Here is an 18,651-nt window from a genome sequence, read left to right as displayed (position 1 = left end):
TTTCTTTTCTCCGTAATAAGAAAAGAAAGCGGCGCGTTCGAGTCTCTCAAATGCTCATAACGCACAGGACGCCTGTGGGTTGTGAGGTTAAGCGACTAAGCGTACACGGTGGATGCCCTGGCAGTCAGAGGCGATGAAGGACGTGCTAATCTGCGAAAAGCGCCGGTAAGGTGATATGAACCGCTATAGCCGGCGATGTCCGAATGGGGAAACCCGGTGCACTTCGGTGCATCATCATGTCATGAATACATAGTGGCATGAGGCGAACCGGGGGAACTGAAACATCTAAGTACCCCGAGGAAAAGAAATCAACCGAGATTCCCCCAGTAGCGGCGAGCGAACGGGGAGCAGCCCAGAGCCTGAATCAGCTTGTGCGTTAGTGGAACGGTCCGGAAAGGCCGGCGATACAGGGTGACAGCCCCGTACACAAAAGCGCACTGGCTGTGAGCTCGATGAGTAGGGCGGGACACGTGGTATCCTGTCTGAATATGGGGGGACCATCCTCCAAGGCTAAATACTCCTGACTGACCGATAGTGAACCAGTACCGTGAGGGAAAGGCGAAAAGAACCCCGGCGAGGGGAGTGAAAAGAACCTGAAACCGTGTACGTACAAGCAGTGGGAGCCTCATTTATGGGGTGACTGCGTACCTTTTGTATAATGGGTCAGCGACTTATATTCTGTAGCAAGGTTAACCGCATAGGGGAGCCGAAGGGAAACCGAGTCTTAACCGGGCGCTAAGTTGCAGGGTATAGACCCGAAACCCGGTGATCTAGCCATGGGCAGGTTGAAGGTTGGGTAACACTAACTGGAGGACCGAACCGACTAATGTTGAAAAATTAGCGGATGACTTGTGGCTGGGGGTGAAAGGCCAATCAAACCGGGAGATAGCTGGTTCTCCCCGAAAGCTATTTAGGTAGCGCCTCGTGAATTCATCTCCGGGGGTAGAGCACTGTTTCGGCTAGGGGGCCATCCCGGCTTACCAACCCGATGCAAACTGCGAATACCGGAGAATGTTATCACGGGAGACACACGGCGGGTGCTAACGTCCGTCGTGAAGAGGGAAACAACCCAGACCGCCAGCTAAGGTCCCAAAGTCATGGTTAAGTGGGAAACGATGTGGGAAGGCCCAGACAGCCAGGATGTTGGCTTAGAAGCAGCCATCATTTAAAGAAAGCGTAATAGCTCACTGGTCGAGTCGGCCTGCGCGGAAGATGTAACGGGGCTAAACCATGCACCGAAGCTGCGGCAGCGACACGTAAGTGTTGTTGGGTAGGGGAGCGTTCTGTAAGCCGTCGAAGGTGGCCTGTGAGGGCTGCTGGAGGTATCAGAAGTGCGAATGCTGACATAAGTAACGATAAAGCGGGTGAAAAGCCCGCTCGCCGGAAGACCAAGGGTTCCTGTCCAACGTTAATCGGGGCAGGGTGAGTCGACCCCTAAGGCGAGGCCGAAAGGCGTAGTCGATGGGAAACGGGTTAATATTCCCGTACTTGGTGTTGCTGCGAAGGGGGGACGGAGAAGGCTATGTTAGCCGGGCGACGGTTGTCCCGGTTTAAGCATGTAGGCGGGCGTTCCAGGTAAATCCGGAAGGCCGTTAACGCTGAGGTGTGACGACGAGGCGCTACGGCGCTGAAGTAACAAATGCCCAGCTTCCAGGAAAAGCCTCTAAGCATCAGGCAACACGAAATCGTACCCCAAACCGACACAGGTGGTCAGGTAGAGAATACCCAGGCGCTTGAGAGAACTCGGGTGAAGGAACTAGGCAAAATGGTGCCGTAACTTCGGGAGAAGGCACGCTGTCGTTAGGTGAAGTGACTTGCTCACGGAGCTGAAGGCAGTCGAAGATACCAGCTGGCTGCAACTGTTTATTAAAAACACAGCACTGTGCAAACACGAAAGTGGACGTATACGGTGTGACGCCTGCCCGGTGCCGGAAGGTTAATTGATGGGGTTAGCGGCAACGCGAAGCTCTTGATCGAAGCCCCGGTAAACGGCGGCCGTAACTATAACGGTCCTAAGGTAGCGAAATTCCTTGTCGGGTAAGTTCCGACCTGCACGAATGGCGTAATGATGGCCAGGCTGTCTCCACCCGAGACTCAGTGAAATTGAACTCGCTGTGAAGATGCAGTGTACCCGCGGCAAGACGGAAAGACCCCGTGAACCTTTACTACAGCTTGACACTGAACACTGGTCCTTGATGTGCAGGATAGGTGGGAGGCTTTGAAGCGGGGACGCCAGTTCCCGTGGAGCCGCCCTTGAAATACCACCCTTTAATGGCTGGTGTTCTAACGTTGGCCCGTAATCCGGGCTGCGGACAGTGTCTGGTGGGTAGTTTGACTGGGGCGGTCTCCTCCCAAAGCGTAACGGAGGAGCACGAAGGTCAGCTAATCACGGTCGGACATCGTGAGGTTAGTGCAAAGGCATAAGCTGGCTTGACTGCGAGCGTGACGGCGCGAGCAGGTGCGAAAGCAGGTCTTAGTGATCCGGTGGTTCTGAATGGAAGGGCCATCGCTCAACGGATAAAAGGTACTCCGGGGATAACAGGCTGATACCGCCCAAGAGTTCATATCGACGGCGGTGTTTGGCACCTCGATGTCGGCTCATCACATCCTGGGGCTGAAGTAGGTCCCAAGGGTATGGCTGTTCGCCATTTAAAGTGGTACGCGAGCTGGGTTTAGAACGTCGTGAGACAGTTCGGTCCCTATCTGCCGTGGGCGCTGGAGAACTGAGGGGGGCTGCTCCTAGTACGAGAGGACCGGAGTGGACGCATCACTGGTGTTCGGGTTGTCATGCCAATGGCACTGCCCGGTAGCTAAATGCGGAAGAGATAAGCGCTGAAAGCATCTAAGCGCGAAACTTGCCCCGAGATGAGTTCTCCCTGACCCCTTGAGGGTCCTGAAGGGACGTTGAAGACGACGACGTTGATAGGCCGGATGTGTAAGCGCAGCGATGCGTTGAGCTAACCGGTACTAATGACCCGTGAGGCTTAACCTTACAACGCCAGAGGCGTTCTTGAGAGACGCGGTTTTGATTTTCAGCGAGTTTACCGGATAAAAGCATTTGCGGGAACGAAAGAGAACGTGCTGAAGCAAGGCGACCAGCGCAGGAAAGGAGGGAGCATACATAAGGTATGTGACTGACTTTGCAAGCGCAGGCAACGCAGCAGCAGAGCGTTATATTCGTTCCGTGCAGCAAGAATTTGCCTGGCGGCACTAGCGCGGTGGTCCCACCTGACCCCATGCCGAACTCAGAAGTGAAACGCCGTAGCGCCGATGGTAGTGTGGGGTCTCCCCATGCGAGAGTAGGGAACTGCCAGGCATTATATCAAGAACGAGGCCCCGTACTGACGTACGGGGCTTTTTTCGTTTGCGTTACCCATCCCCATCCACATAATAAAACGCGATATAAACCGCCATCAGGCAGCATAAACACCTGCTTCAATCTACATGCCAATCCCTCCTTATCCCTAAGGTGTTGAAACATTTTCAACTATCGGATGAAGTCTCGACATTTGCCCGTGCTCAAGGTATCTTCAGCTATCTGGATGTCTAAACGTATAAACGTATGTTGTGAGGAAAGCAGGTTATGCCAATCAGGGTTCCCGATGAATTACCCGCCGTCAATTTTTTGCGCAATGAAAACGTCTTTGTCATGACGTCTTCACGCGCCAGCACGCAGGAAATTCGCCCGTTAAAAGTGTTGGTACTTAACTTAATGCCCAAAAAAATTGAGACGGAAAACCAGTTCTTACGCCTGCTCTCAAACTCACCCTTACAGATCGATATCCAACTATTGCGTATTGATAGCCGTGAATCACGCAATACGCCGATGGAACACCTGAATAACTTCTACTGTAACTTTACAGACATCCAGCACGATAACTTTGACGGCTTGATCGTGACCGGTGCGCCGCTGGGATTAGTGGAGTTCAATGATGTCGCCTACTGGCCGCAAATTCAGCGGGTACTCCACTGGGCAAAAGAACATGTCACCTCAACGCTTTTTGTCTGTTGGGCGGTACAGGCGGCACTCAACATTTTGTATGGCATTCCAAAACAAACGCGAGAAAAAAAACTATCAGGCGTCTACGAACATCAGATCTTACATCCGCACGCTCTGCTGACACGCGGCTTTGATGACACCTTCCTGGCGCCACATTCACGCTATGCCGACTTCCCGACTGAATTACTGCGCGACTATACCGATCTGGAGTTGTTTGCTGAGTCTGACCAAACCGGTGCTTACTTATTCGCCAGCAAAGATAAACGCTTGGCGTTTGTTACCGGACATCCGGAATATGATCCGCTTACACTCTCAGGCGAATATTTCCGCGATATTGAAGCCGGGCTGAGCCCGGATGTTCCCTATAACTACTTCCCAAATAACGATCCACAAAACCCGCCACGCGCGAGCTGGCGTAGCCACGGTAATTTGCTGTTTTCAAACTGGTTAAACTACTACGTCTATCAAATCACACCTTTCGATCTACGGCATATGAACCCGACTCTCGACTAAGTTTCCCTTCAATAACACTCTCTTCGATCAACGGCGCCAAATGGCGCCTTTTTTATTATGAAAATTCCTTCCTGCATAAACCTGCCTTTAACTCTTTGTTTATCAATAATGTATGTGTGTTTATATTTAAAAATGGAAATTGTTTTTGATTTTATAAATAACTGAACGTAGTCTTGATCTTGTCGCATGAAAATTGCACAGCCGCGCGCGATCCACATCAGGCAGTACAAACCAGATAAGATCGAGAGGAGCACCGTAATGACACAATCCACCGTTAACGCTGAACTGGCCTTTAAACAACCCTTTGGCGCACAAGAAAAAGAGATCCTGACACCGGAAGCTATCGCGTTCCTTAGCGAACTGGCGACGCGTTTCACCGCAAAGCGCAACGCCTTATTAGCCACTCGCACCATGGAGCAACGGCAAATTGATGCCGGAACCTTACCGAATTTTATTTCGGAAACCTATTCCATTAGAAATCGAGAGTGGAAAATTCGTGGCATTCCGCTCGATCTGCAAAACCGCCGGGTAGAAATTACCGGGCCGGTAGAACGCAAGATGGTAATCAATGCGCTGAACGCTAACGTGAACGTATTTATGGCCGATTTTGAAGACTCTTTATCGCCAACCTGGGAAAAGGTGATTGACGGTCAGATCAATCTGCGCGATGCGGTAAACGGCACCATCAGCTATACCAACGAAGCGGGAAAACGTTACCAACTTAACCCCAATCCGGCGGTATTGATCTGCCGTGTACGCGGCTTGCACCTACCAGAAAAGCATGTGACATGGCGCGATGAGCCGATCCCGGCCGGCTTGTTTGATTTCGCGCTCTACTTCTTTCACAACGTGAAAGCTCTGCGACAAAAAGGCAGTGGGCCTTACTTCTACTTGCCGAAAACCCAATCCTGGCAAGAGGCGGCTTGGTGGGGTGAAGTGTTCAGCTTTACCGAAGATCGCTTCTCGCTACCGCGCGGCACCATTAAAGCAACGTTATTGATCGAAACCTTACCGGCTGTGTTTCAAATGGATGAGATCCTTTTTCATCTGCGCGATCACATTGTTGGGCTGAATTGCGGGCGCTGGGATTATATCTTCAGCTACATCAAAACGCTGAAAAACCATCCCGATCGCGTCCTGCCCGATCGCCAATCTGTCACCATGGATCAAGCATTTCTTGATGCTTACTCGCGCTTATTGATCAAAACCTGCCATCGCCGCGGCGCGTTTGCGATGGGCGGCATGGCGGCGTTTATACCCAGTAAAGATCCGGAACGGAACGCTCAAGTTCTACAAAAAGTGAAGGCGGATAAAGAACGCGAAGCGGCGAATGGTCACGATGGCACTTGGGTGGCCCACCCTGGTCTTGCGGATACAGTAATGGCGGTATTTGACCGTGCGTTGGGTGAAAAGCCTAATCAGCTCGATGTGTTGCGTGAAGAAGACGCGCCCATTACTGCGGCACAATTGCTGGAACCTTGTCGCGGCGCTCGCACCGAAGCGGGCATGCGCGCCAACATCCGCGTGGCGCTGCAATACATCGAAGCCTGGATCTCAGGTAACGGTTGTGTGCCGATTTACGGCCTGATGGAGGATGCCGCTACGGCGGAAATTTCTCGTACCTCGATCTGGCAATGGATCCGCCACGAAAAAACGCTGGATAACGGGCAGGTTGTCACGCAAGCCCTATTTCGCGACCTGCTGGCCGAAGAAATTCGGGTGATCCAGGAAGAGTTGGGCGACCAGCGGTTCTGTCAGGGACGATTCGATGAAGCCGCGCGCCTGATGGAACGTATTACCACCGAACCCGAGCTGGTTGAGTTTTTAACTCTGCCGGGCTACCGCTTGATTCCTTGAGAAAAAAGGAGCATTTGCCATGACCTCACGTACCCAACAAATCCAGCAAACGGAACAATCCTGGCGCCATGCACGCTGGGAAGGCATTACACGTCCCTATAGCGCCGCCGAGGTAGTGAAATTACGCGGATCGATAAACCCGGTTAATACGCTTGCTCAGCGCGGCGCGGAAAAACTCTGGGCGCTATTAAACGGTGGCGCGAAAAAAGATTATGTTAATAGTTTGGGCGCGTTAACCGGCGGCCAGGCTTTACAACAGGCAAAAGCCGGCATTGAGGCGATTTATCTCTCCGGCTGGCAGGTTGCGGCTGATGCCAACCTGGCGGCCAGCATGTACCCGGATCAGTCGCTGTATCCGGCTAACTCGGTGCCATCCGTTGTCGAGCGCATTAACAACAGCTTCCAGCGCGCCGACCAGATTCAGTGGGCCAATCAGATTGAACCCGGCGATACACGCTATGTCGATTATTTTCTACCGATTGTGGCCGATGCCGAAGCAGGCTTTGGCGGCATTCTCAACGCCTTCGAATTAATGAAAGCGATGATCCAGGCAGGGGCGGCAGGCGTCCATTTTGAGGACCAACTGGCCTCGGTGAAGAAGTGCGGTCATATGGGCGGCAAAGTGCTGGTGCCAACGCAAGAGGCAATCCAAAAACTGGTGGCGGCGCGTCTGGCGGCAGATGTGATGGAGGTTCCCACGGTGCTGATTGCCCGCACCGATGCCGATGCGGCGGATTTACTGACTTCAGATTGCGACGAGTACGATCGCCCGTTTATCACCGGAGAACGCACGCCAGAGGGCTTCTTCCGCACCCGTTCCGGGGTAGAGCAGGCGATCAGCCGTGGATTGGCTTATGCACCCTACGCCGATGTTCTGTGGTGTGAAACCTCTACGCCAGATTTACAGCAGGCACGACGGTTTGCCGAGGCGATCCACGCGCGTTTTCCCGGCAAATTACTGGCGTATAACTGTTCCCCTTCCTTCAACTGGAAGAAGAACCTCGACGACGCCACCATCGCTCACTTTCAGCAGACACTGGCAGATATGGGGTACAAATACCAATTCATCACGCTGGCCGGTATCCATAGCATGTGGTTCAACATGTTCGACCTGGCGCACGCGTATGCGCAGGGCGAAGGTATGAGGCACTACGTGGAGAAAGTGCAGCAACCGGAGTTCGCCGCTATTAAACAGGGATATACCTTCTCCTCACATCAACAAGAAGTCGGAACCGGCTACTTTGATAACGTCACCACCATTATTCAGGGCGGCGTCTCCTCGGTCACGGCATTAACCGGGTCGACCGAAGAGCAGCAGTTTGGTTAATTCGAGCCGTAAGTGAGATGAGAGATGGCGGAACTGGATACGCTAATTGCGCACACCATCCTACAGGGCTTTGACGCGCAATATGGTCGCTTCCTGGAGATTACCGCCGGTGCCCAGCAGCGCTTTGAACAGGCTGACTGGCCGGCGGTACAACAGGCGATGAAGGCGCGCATTCATCTGTATGATCACCATGTCGGATTGGTGGTTGAGCAATTACGCTGTATTACCGGCGGGCAGACTTTTGAGGACGCTTTTCTGGCGCGGGTTAAACAGATCTATACCGATCTGTTGCCGGATTACCCCCGTTTTGAGATCGCAGAAAGCTTCTTTAACTCGGTCTATTGCCGCTTATTCGGTCATCGGGCGCTGTTGCCGGAGCGTCTATTTATCTTTAGCTCTCAGCCTGAACGCCGTTTGCGCACGCTCTCTCGCCCACTGACGCGCACTTTCAGCGCCACGGAAGGCTGGCCTGAACTGTTACGCCGTCTGCTCAACGACTTACCGCTACGCCTGCCGTGGCAGGATCTCACGCGGGATATTGGCTGGATCATCGCGCACCTTCAGGAAAATTTCAGCGCGCAGGCGCTTTCACAGGCACGGCTACAGGTAGCAAACGAGTTGTTCTATCGTAACAAAGCCGCCTGGCTGGTGGCAAAACTTCGTCTGCCCACCGGCGTTTACGCTTTCTTGGTGCCGATCCACCGTAGTGATGAGGGCACATTGTGGATTGATACTTGCCTAACGCGCAAAAGCGAAGCCAGCATCGTGTTTGGTTTCGCGCGCTCCTACTTTATGGTTTACGCGCCGCTACCGGGTGCGTTGGTGGAGTGGCTACGTGAAATTCTGCCGGGTAAAACCACCGCCGAATTGTATATGGCGATTGGTTGCCAAAAGCACGGTAAAACGGAAAGTTATCGTGAATATCTCTATTACATGGCGCGTACCACCGAGCAATTTGTGATCGCCCCCGGTGTACCGGGCATGGTGATGTTGGTGTTTACTCTGCCGGGTTTTGATCGCGTATTTAAAGTGATTAAAGACCGCTTTGCTCCGCAAAAAGAGGTAACGGCGCAACGTGTGCGCCAATGCTATCAACTGGTAAAGGAGCATGACCGCGTGGGGCGAATGGCGGATACGCAAGAGTTTGAAAACTTTACCATTGAGAAGGCGCGGATTAGCGCCGAATTACTGGCTGCTTTACGCAAGGAGATACCGGAAAAACTGTGCGAAGAGGGCGATAAGATTGTCATTCAGCATCTCTATCTGGAAAGGCGTATGACGCCGCTTAACCTCTGGTTAGAGCAGGCGACAGAGCCACAGCGGCGTGAAGCGATTGAGGAGTATGGCAATGCAATCAAGCAACTGGCGGCAGCGAATATTTTCCCGGGCGATATGCTGTTTAAAAACTTTGGCGTCACACGCCACGGACGGGTGGTGTTTTACGATTATGACGAAATCAATTACATGACTGAGATGAATTTTCGCACCATTCCGCCAGCTCGCTACCCGGAAGATGAGTTAAGCCTTGAACCGTGGTACAGCGTGGCGCCGGAAGATGTTTTCCCGGAAGAGTTTCGCCATTATCTCTGTACCGACCCGGCGATTGCGGCACTGTTTGATGAGATGCATGGCGAACTGTTTTGCGCCGATTACTGGCGTGCGTTGCAACAACGAATTCGGCACGGTCATATTGAAGATGTTTTTGCTTACCGCCGCCGCCAGCGCTTTTGCCAACGCTATGCGCCCGACTTAGCGCAAAACCAGCGTCATCAATGACTACCGCCATATTCACGGGTGATCTCTTTCGCGGCTTTAATCACCAACGCCCCTAACTCAGTCACCCGGTCATCGGTCACGCGCGATATCGGGCCTGAGATCGAGAGCGCGGCAAACGGCTGGTGGTGCTCGTCATAAATACAGGCCGCAACGCAACGCAACCCCAATGCGTGTTCTTCATCATCAAAGGAATAGCCGGTCTTACGCACCTGCGCGAGGTCGGCCTTTAAACTCTGCGGTGACATCAGCGTCTTGGGCGTGTAGTTATGCAGCCCTTTACGATGTAACAGCTCGGTTACTTGCTCCTCGCTCAAATTCGCCAGAAAGGCTTTGCCCGCGCCGGAAGCATGCATCGGCAACTTGCCGCCGATAGGCGCGGACATACGCATCAACTGCGTACATTGCACTTGATCGATGATCACCGCCTGATGGTCGCTTAAATCCAGCACCGCCAGGTTGACCGTTTCGCCGGAGGTTTCCATCAGCTTACGCAACCATGGATGCACCATTGCCAACAGGTTACGGCTTTGCATAAAGCTGCTACCCACCACAAAGGCGTGTGCGCCAATTGTCCAATAGCCGAGGTCGCCCACTTGGCGAACAAAACCCAACTGCTGCATGGTGGTTAATAAACGGTGGGTGGTTGAATTAGGTAACCCGGCCTGCTGCGCCAATTCGGTTAACGCAATACTGCCGTGGGACTCGGCGATGGATTCAAGCAACTTTAATCCACGCGTCAGAGATTGCACCTGACCAACCGGCTGAGCGGCTTGAGCCGCAGTGCCACGAGGTTTTTTTCCGCGCTTTGCGGTAACCGGTGTCGCCATACCTCACTCCTTATTTTCACCTGATGGAAATCATTTTCGTTTTATTGAGCAATATTGCAACGCATGCTTTTCTGGTCGGAGCAGTCGACATAAACTGAAAATGTCTCATCCGGCATGCCTTTTACCGTTTCAAAAGTTATGCCAGACTGTTTCGCTGGCATTTCTGCCAACCTAATGACGCGGATGAGGCAAGAGTGAGTAACAGAATAGAAGCGCTGCAACGGCAGCTCGCGCAACGCATTATGGTATTGGATGGCGGTATGGGTACCATGATCCAAAGCTATAAGCTAACCGAGCGTGATTTTCGCGGAGAACGTTTTGCCGACTGGCAAAGTGATCTACAAGGTAATAATGACCTGCTGGTGCTCACTAAACCCGAGGTGATTAGCGAAATCCATTACGCTTACCTCGAAGCCGGCGCGGATATTCTGGAAACCAACACCTTTAACGCCACTTCGATCGCGATGGCGGATTACCATATGGAAGCGCTCTCGGCGGAAATCAATTTCGCTGCCGCGAAGCTGGCACGCGCTTGCGCCGATGAGTGGTCGCAGAAAACGCCGGATCGTCCGCGCTATGTTGCTGGCGTATTAGGCCCAACTAACCGCACCTGTTCTATTTCGCCTGACGTTAACGATCCCGCCTTCCGTAACATTACCTTTGATCAACTGGTTGAGGCCTATCGTGAGTCCGCGCGCGCGCTGGTGGAGGGCGGTGCAGATCTGATCATGATCGAAACCGTCTTTGATACGTTAAACGCTAAAGCGGCGATCTTCGCGGTACAAACCGAGTTCGAGGCGATGGGGATCGCGCTGCCGATTATGATCTCCGGCACCATTACCGATGCGTCAGGTCGTACGCTCTCCGGTCAAACCACTGAAGCATTCTATAACTCGCTGCGCCATGCACAACCTCTCTCCTTCGGTTTGAACTGCGCGCTGGGGCCGGATGAGTTACGGCAGTATGTGGCGGAATTGTCGCGCATTGCCGAATGCTATGTGACCGCGCATCCAAACGCTGGCCTGCCCAATGCTTTTGGTGAGTATGATCTGGATGCCGACATTATGGCGGAACAGATTGGCGAGTGGGCGCGCGCAGGCTTCCTGAACATTGTCGGTGGTTGCTGCGGCACCACGCCGCAACATATTGCCGCCATTGCACGGGTGGTTGACGGCGTAAGGCCACGCCAACTTCCGGAAGTGCCGGTGGCCTGTCGGTTATCGGGTCTGGAACCGCTCAACATCAGTGCCGACTCGCTGTTTGTTAACGTGGGCGAACGAACCAACGTTACCGGGTCGGCGAAGTTTAAGCGTTTGATCAAAGAAGAAAAATATAATGAAGCGCTGGATGTTGCGCGCCAACAGGTAGAGAGCGGCGCACAGATCATTGATATCAATATGGATGAAGGGATGCTGGATGCGGAAGCCGCCATGGTGCGTTTCCTCAATCTAATTGCCGGTGAGCCAGATATTTCCCGCGTGCCAATTATGATTGACTCCTCCAAGTGGGAGGTGATTGAAAAAGGGCTCAAGTGCATCCAGGGAAAAGGGATTGTTAACTCGATTTCGATGAAAGAGGGCGTCGAGCCGTTTATTCATCATGCACGTTTGGTTCGTCGCTATGGCGCCGCGATGGTGGTGATGGCGTTTGATGAAGTCGGCCAGGCGGATACACGCGAACGTAAAATCGAAATTTGTCGCCGCGCCTATAAAATTTTGACCGAAGAGGTTGGGTTTCCGCCGGAAGATATTATTTTCGACCCGAATATTTTCGCCGTCGCGACGGGCATTGAAGAGCACAATAACTACGCGATGGATTTCATCGGCGCTTGCGAAGATATTAAGCGCGAACTCCCTCACGCCATGATCTCCGGCGGCGTGTCCAACGTCTCCTTCTCCTTCCGTGGTAACGATCCGGTGCGTGAGGCCATTCACGCGGTGTTCCTCTACTACGCGATTCGTAACGGTATGGATATGGGCATCGTCAACGCCGGACAGTTGGCGATTTATGACGACTTGCCTGCCGAACTGCGTGAGGCGGTGGAGGATGTCATCCGTAACCGTCGTGATGACGGCACCGAACGTTTGCTGGAGCTGGCGGAAAAATATCGTGGCAGTAAAAGTGACGACGAGAGTACCAAGCAACAGGCCGAATGGCGGAGTTGGCCGGTAGAAAAACGGCTGGAATACTCGCTGGTGAAAGGGATTACCGAATTTATTGAGCAGGATACCGAAGCCGCGCGGCAGAACGTTTCCCGCCCGATTGAAGTGATTGAAGGGCCGTTGATGGCCGGTATGAACGTGGTTGGCGACCTGTTTGGCGAAGGGAAAATGTTCCTGCCGCAGGTGGTGAAATCCGCCCGCGTGATGAAACAGGCGGTGGCGTATCTCGAACCGTTTATTGAAGCGAGTAAAGAGAAGGGCAGCAGCAACGGTAAAATCGTGCTGGCGACGGTTAAAGGCGATGTTCACGACATCGGTAAAAATATCGTCGGCGTGGTATTGCAGTGTAATAACTACGAAATTATCGATCTCGGCGTGATGGTGCCGGGCGATAAAATCCTCAAAACGGCACGTGAGGAACAGGCGGATATTATTGGGCTGTCCGGCCTGATCACCCCTTCGCTGGATGAGATGGTGAACGTGGCAAAAGAGATGGAGCGTCAGGGCTTTACGCTGCCGCTGCTGATTGGCGGCGCGACGACCTCGAAAGCACACACCGCAGTAAAAATTGAGCAAAACTATAGTGGGCCAACGGTATACGTGCAGAACGCCTCGCGCACCGTTGGCGTGGTGTCTTCGCTGCTTTCCGCAACGCAGAAAGAGGAATTTGTGGCACGCACCCGAAAAGAGTACGAAACGGTGCGCATCCAGCATGGTCGCAAAAAACCGCGCACGCCGCCGGTGTCGCTACAGGTCGCCCGCGATAATGACCTGGCGTTCGATTGGGATAGCTATACGCCGCCACCTGCGCATCGTTTAGGCGTCAGCCAGGTAGAAGCCAGCATCGATACGCTGCGCAATTACATCGACTGGACGCCCTTTTTTATGACCTGGTCATTAGCGGGGAAATATCCGCGAATTTTGGAAGATGAGGTGGTAGGCGAAGAGGCGAAACGTCTGTTTGCCGACGCCAATGCGATGCTGGATAAGCTGAGTGCCGAAAAAACGCTCACGCCGCGCGGCGTAGTGGGGATTTTCCCGGCTAACCGGGTTGGCGATGACATTGAAATTTACCAAGACGAATCGCGGTCGCATATTTTGCAAGTAAGTCATCACTTACGCCAGCAGACTGAAAAGACGGGGTTTGCTAACTATTGCCTGGCGGATTTCGTGGCACCGAAGGCCAGTGGTAAAGCCGACTATCTTGGCGCGTTTGCTGTTACCGGCGGTTTGGAAGAGGATGCGCTGGCGGAAGCCTGGGATCGTCAGCATGATGACTATAACAAGATTATGGTTAAAGCGATTGCCGATCGCCTGGCGGAAGCCTTTGCTGAATATCTGCATGAGCGGGTACGTAAAGTGATTTGGGGCTACGCCGCCAATGAAAATCTGAGCAATGAAGAACTGATTCGCGAAAATTATCAGGGCATTCGCCCGGCGCCGGGTTATCCGGCATGCCCGGAACATACCGAGAAAGCCACCATCTGGGCCTTGCTGGATGTGGAAGCGAATACCGGCATGAAGCTGACCGAATCCTTCGCTATGTGGCCGGGCGCGGCGGTTTCCGGCTGGTATTTCAGTCATCCGGATAGCCGTTATTTCGCCGTGGCGCAGCTGCAGCGCGACCAAATTGAGGATTACGCTGCGCGTAAAGGGATGAGCGTGAGCGAAGTTGAGCGCTGGTTAGCGCCGAACCTGGGCTATGATGCCGATTGAGTTATTGGGCGCGGCTTGCCGCGCCGTCACGCCTCCACATCGACACACAACGCGTCATAACGCCAGTACTCATAATCGCAATCAATAATCCTGTCATGCTGATCGCGGTTAATACGGGTAATAAACAGCGCCGGGCTTCCGGCGGCGACTTTGAGCGTGGGCGCCGCAAACGCCGGTAGCGGCCCCGGTAGCATGGTAAACCGCACCCGCCCATAACGAATATTGTAATGATTGACGTAGAGATCGGTCAGCGACTGGGTTAAGTCAAACTCCAGCAAGCCGGGAAACCAGGCCGGGTTCAAATAGTGCTCAACATACAGCACCGCGCGGCCATCAATACGCCGCAAACGCCGAATGCGAAACACGTCGCTTCCCTCGGCAATGCCTAAGTTTTCCGCCAGCTTACGGCTTGCATTCACCCGTTGCGCATCCAGCACCTCGGTCTGTGCCGCCCGGCCCTGACGCTGCGCCATGGCGTGAAAATGGCTGCGATGTAGCGGGTTATACACCAGCCGTGGCGGTGAGATAAACCAGCCGCGCCGTAGCTCACGGTAAATCAATCCCTGCGACTCCAGTTGCCCAAGCGCTTCACGTAACGTAATACGGGTGGTGGAGAACTGCTCGCTTAGGTTGCGCTCAGAGGGCAAACGTCCACTTCCCGCGAAATCCCCCTGACGAATCCAGGCGGCGATGGTCTGGCAAATGACATCGACGGTTAATGCTTTCATCACATCAAAGCCTCAATTTGGTGCGAAGCTGCACATAAACAGATCGAAAAGAGCGCGAAAAGCCATTTCCAATGCTATCAGAGATGTTGGACCAGACGGCAAACCCACCGGCTGACATAAAACTGTCATACCGCCAGGCTAGATTGGCTCGGATCTTGCTGGACTAGTCCAGAAGGCCATTCAACTTATCATCTGGAGCATCAGTTATGAAACCTTTGTTCGCATCTGTGTTAGCCAGTGCCATTCTTCTCGCTCTCCCGGCGGCGCATGCCGCAGATCCTGACCTTTCTGCGCTGGAAAAAGCGGCGAAAAGCGAAGGGCAAATCAACAGCGTCGGTATGCCGGACAGTTGGGCAAACTGGAAAGATACCTGGAACGACATCAGCAGCAAATATGGCCTGAAACACAGCGATACCGACATGTCTTCCGCGCAGGAAATTGCTAAATTCGCGGCGGAAAAAGGCAATGCCAGTGCGGACATTGGCGATGTAGGCGCCGCCTTTGGCCCCATCGCGATGCAAAAGGGCGTGACCCAGCCGTATAAACCTACCACTTGGGACCAAATTCCCGATTGGGCAAAAGATAAAGACGGTCACTGGGCGCTAGCCTACACCGGGACCATCGCCTTTTTAGTGAATAAACAACTGGTGAAGGATATTCCGCATAGCTGGGCTGACCTGAAAAAAGGGAAGTATGTGGTCACTATCGGTGACGTCGGCATTGCCGCACAGGCTGCAAACGGCGTGCTGGCGGCTAACTACGCGCTCGGCGGTGATGAAAAGAACCTTAAACCGGCATTGGCGTTTTTTGGCCAGCTGGCGAAAGAAGGGCGTCTGGGCGTGACCGATCCGGTCATCTCTAATATCGAAAAAGGGGAGATCGCCGTCGCGGTGGTCTGGGACTTTAACGGTCTGAATTACCGCGATCAGATTGATAAGAGCCGCTTCGAAGTGCTGATCCCGTCGGATGGTTCAATCACCTCCGGCTATACCACTATTATCAACAAATACGCGAAGCATCCGAACGCCGCCAAGCTGGCGCGCGAATACATCTTCTCTGATGCCGGTCAAACCAACCTCGCGAAGGGCTATGCTCGTCCGATTCGCGCTGAGCACTTGACGCTACCGGCCGATGTGCAGGCGAAATTGCTGCCAGCGGCGGAATATAAAAGCGCGCGTCCAATAGCCGACCAGGCAGCATGGGATAAAACGTCAAAAATACTGCCGCGCCTGTGGCAAGAAAACGTGATGATCAATATGCAGCAATAAGAGGTGGCGATGAAAACGATTCTGGTGGTGTTGGATGGCCTAAGCAATCAGGTTGCACAGTTTGCGATGGGTTATCTGCACGCGGAGTGTGCGCAGGGAAACGGGTACTACTACGCCATGACCTGCGAACTGCCCTCGCTTTCCCGTCCGCTCTATGAATGCATTCTCACCGGCGTTACGCCGGTGAAAAGCGGCATTATTCATAATGGCGTCAGTCGGTTAAGCCAAGAACGCAGCCTGTTCCATTATGCGCGCGAGGCGGGGTTAACCACAGCGGCGGCGGCTTATCACTGGGTCAGCGAACTGTATAACCGCTCGCCGTTTGTCGCGGCACGCGATCGCCATACTGATGAGCCCTCTCTGCCGATTCAGCACGCTCATTTTTATCATGACGATACCTATCCGGACTCTCATCTGTTTGAGGATGCGGAAAGTTTGCGGCTGCGGCACCACCCGGACTTTTTGCTGATCCACCCGATGAATATTGATGATGCCGGTCATCGTCATGGCCTCTCCTCCACGCCTTACCGCAACAAAGCACGGATGGCCGACGGCTATCTGTCGCAGTGGATGCCGGGTTGGCTGGCGGCAGGTTATCAAGTGGTGGTTACCGCCGATCACGGCATGAATGATGATCGCAGTCACGGCGGCATTTTGCCGGAGGAAACCGGCGTGCCGCTATTTGTCTTTGGCGCCGCTTTTTCACTGCAACCCGATCTGACACCGAAGCAGACTGAGCTGTGCGGTACGCTATGTGAAGTACTGGGCGTAGCGCACGATAAGCCGGTTTGCCGTGAGCTACTGGCACCAAAACGGGAGCCAGGCCTATGAGAGGAAAAGGTATAGCGCTACTGTGTCTGTTACCTTTCGTTCTGTTTTATCTCGCTTTTCAGATAGCGCCATTGGTATGGATTGCGATAAACAGCTTCTGGAGCGATGTTAACCAAGCGTGGGGATGGGATAATTACAGTGACATTCTCACTTCTCCTTTTTATCAACAGGCGATACGTCTCTCGCTGGATATCTCTCTGTGGTCGAGCCTGTACGGTTTGCTCATTGCGCTGCTTGGCGGCTATTCCCTGCATCAATTAGGGAACGGGCGTTTACACCGTTTTTTTATGTCTTTCACCAATATGACCAGTAATTTTGCCGGTGTACCGCTGGCTTTTGCCTTCGTTATTTTGCTGGGATTAAACGGTTGTTTGACACTTCTGATGCGCAAATATGGCGTAATGGATGGTTTTCGGCTGTTTTCGCGTGATGGGATGGTGGTGGTCTACACCTGGTTCCAGATCCCGCTGGGGATTTTACTGCTTTATCCGGCGTTTGATGGTTTGAAAAAAGAGTGGCAAGAGTCGGCAGAGTTGCTGGGCGCCAGCCGCTGGCGCTATTGGTGGCACATTGGTTTACCGATTTTGTCTCCGGCGCTGATTGGCACCTTCGTTATCCTGCTGGCGAATGCGTTGGGTGCGTATGCCACCATTTACGCGTTAACCACCGGCAATTTTAACGTGATTCCGGTACGTATCGCGGCGCTGGTATCAGGTGATATTTCGTTAGACCCGAATACCGGCAGCGCCTTGGCGATGTTGCTGGTGGTTCTGATGGCAATAATCACCGTCATTCATCAATGGTTGGTCAGGCGGAGTTATCTCAATGCGCAATAACCCCGCGATGACAGGAGGCGGCGATGCGATACGCTGAAAAAATCTATCACCGAATCATCGTGTGGCTGGTGTTTCTGATTCTGGCTGTACCTTTAGCGGTGACACTACTGTATGCGCTGGCGACAGAATGGGGCGCAACCATTGTTCCGGATGGCTTTACGCTGAAGTGGATGACGGCGTTGTGGAGCGATCCGCGCTTTCTGACCGCGCTCTGGCATTCGTTACTTATTTGTTTTGGTTCGTTACTGTTCTCACTAGTACTGGTGCTGCCTGCGATGTTTGTAATCGCTTACTATTTTCCAAAACTAGATGCGGTCATGAATATCCTTATTTTGCTACCGTTCGCCATCCCTCCGGTGGTTTCCTCCGTCGGTTTATTACAGCTTTATTCCTCCGAGCCGCTGGCGTTGACCGGTACGCCGTGGATTTTGATTGGCTGTTACTTCACTATCGCGTTGCCGTTTATCTATCGTGCCATCGCCAACAATATGCAGGCGATTAATCTCAGAGAGTTAATCGATGCGGCGCATTTGCTCGGCGCCAGCACCTGGCAGGCCGCCTGGCTCGTGGTGCTGCCTAATTTACGTAAAGGCGCGACCATTGCCGTCCTGTTATCTTTCTCTTTTCTGATTGGTGAGTTTGTGTTTGCTAACCTGCTAGTCGGCACCAGCTATGAAACGCTACAGGTTTATCTGTACAACATGCGCAATGGAAGCGGGCATTTCACCAGCGCGTTGGTGATCTCCTATTTCTTTGTTGTACTGGTGGTCACTTGGCTGGCGAATGCCCTGAATCGTGAGCGAGGCTAAG

The 18,651-nt window shown here is 53.2% G+C and carries 11 protein-coding genes and 2 rRNA genes; 11 read left to right on the top strand and 2 right to left on the bottom strand.

The window, feature by feature from the left end:
- Positions 1 to 85: 85 nt before the first annotated feature.
- The 6 genes from PMPD1_RS20520 (at position 86) to aceK (ending at position 9,473) form a co-directional block, all read left to right on the top strand.
- A 23S ribosomal RNA gene (locus tag PMPD1_RS20520) occupies positions 86 to 2,992 on the top strand.
- A 208-nt stretch (positions 2,993 to 3,200) separates the two neighbouring features.
- Positions 3,201 to 3,316 (top strand): 5S ribosomal RNA (rrf, locus tag PMPD1_RS20515).
- A 267-nt stretch (positions 3,317 to 3,583) separates the two neighbouring features.
- Positions 3,584 to 4,513, top strand: coding sequence for a homoserine O-acetyltransferase MetA (metA, locus tag PMPD1_RS20510; protein WP_173635792.1), 930 nt, complete (start codon positions 3,584 to 3,586; stop codon positions 4,511 to 4,513).
- Between the two features lie 258 nt (positions 4,514 to 4,771).
- Positions 4,772 to 6,370: a malate synthase A gene (gene aceB, locus PMPD1_RS20505; protein ID WP_173635791.1), complete on the top strand. Its 1,599-nt coding sequence runs from the start codon at positions 4,772 to 4,774 to the stop codon at positions 6,368 to 6,370.
- 19 nt (positions 6,371 to 6,389) lie between these two features.
- A complete protein-coding gene (gene aceA, locus PMPD1_RS20500) occupies positions 6,390 to 7,697 on the top strand; it encodes an isocitrate lyase (RefSeq protein ID WP_173635790.1) in 1,308 nt (435 codons plus the stop codon).
- Between the two features lie 24 nt (positions 7,698 to 7,721).
- Positions 7,722 to 9,473: a bifunctional isocitrate dehydrogenase kinase/phosphatase gene (aceK, locus tag PMPD1_RS20495; protein ID WP_173635789.1), complete on the top strand. Its 1,752-nt coding sequence runs from the start codon at positions 7,722 to 7,724 to the stop codon at positions 9,471 to 9,473.
- Here the strand turns inward: aceK and iclR are convergent.
- A complete protein-coding gene (iclR, locus tag PMPD1_RS20490; protein WP_173635788.1) occupies positions 9,467 to 10,300 on the bottom strand; it encodes a glyoxylate bypass operon transcriptional repressor IclR in 834 nt (277 codons plus the stop codon). The two genes, aceK and iclR, sit on opposite strands and share 7 nt — an antisense overlap.
- 194 nt (positions 10,301 to 10,494) lie before the next feature.
- Between iclR and metH the strand changes: the two genes are divergently transcribed.
- Positions 10,495 to 14,178 (top strand): methionine synthase, encoded by a 3,684-nt coding sequence (gene metH / locus PMPD1_RS20485; RefSeq protein ID WP_173635787.1) that lies wholly within the window; start codon positions 10,495 to 10,497, stop codon positions 14,176 to 14,178.
- Positions 14,179 to 14,204: 26 nt separating this feature from the next.
- On the opposite strand, the gene PMPD1_RS20480 is transcribed toward metH, so the two are convergent.
- On the bottom strand, positions 14,205 to 14,906 hold the full coding sequence (locus PMPD1_RS20480) for a UTRA domain-containing protein (protein ID WP_173635786.1): 702 nt from the start codon (positions 14,904 to 14,906) through the stop codon (positions 14,205 to 14,207).
- A 206-nt stretch (positions 14,907 to 15,112) separates the two neighbouring features.
- Here PMPD1_RS20480 and PMPD1_RS20475 point away from each other — a divergent pair, with 206 nt between their 5' ends.
- The 4 genes from PMPD1_RS20475 to PMPD1_RS20460 are packed head-to-tail and all read left to right on the top strand — an operon-like array spanning position 15,113 to position 18,650.
- Positions 15,113 to 16,174, top strand: a complete 1,062-nt coding sequence (locus PMPD1_RS20475) for an ABC transporter substrate-binding protein (RefSeq protein WP_173635785.1) — start codon at positions 15,113 to 15,115, stop codon at positions 16,172 to 16,174.
- A 9-nt stretch (positions 16,175 to 16,183) separates the two neighbouring features.
- The gene (locus tag PMPD1_RS20470) at positions 16,184 to 17,005 is read left to right on the top strand and encodes an alkaline phosphatase family protein (protein WP_173635784.1); all 822 of its coding nucleotides are present in this window, start codon (positions 16,184 to 16,186) and stop codon (positions 17,003 to 17,005) included.
- Entirely contained in the window at positions 17,002 to 17,841 is an 840-nt protein-coding gene (locus tag PMPD1_RS20465) for an ABC transporter permease (protein WP_173635783.1), read from the top strand. The genes PMPD1_RS20470 and PMPD1_RS20465 overlap by 4 nt, the downstream gene beginning before the upstream one ends.
- A gap of 23 nt (positions 17,842 to 17,864) precedes the next feature.
- Positions 17,865 to 18,650, top strand: coding sequence for an ABC transporter permease (locus PMPD1_RS20460; RefSeq protein WP_173635782.1), 786 nt, complete (start codon positions 17,865 to 17,867; stop codon positions 18,648 to 18,650).
- The last annotated feature ends 1 nt before the right edge of the window (position 18,651 follow it).

Source organism: Paramixta manurensis, assembly GCF_013285385.1.
Taxonomy (GTDB): domain Bacteria; phylum Pseudomonadota; class Gammaproteobacteria; order Enterobacterales; family Enterobacteriaceae; genus Paramixta; species Paramixta manurensis.
The sequence above is the reverse complement of the archived record's forward strand: the minus strand, read 5'-3'. Positions and strand labels throughout refer to the sequence as shown.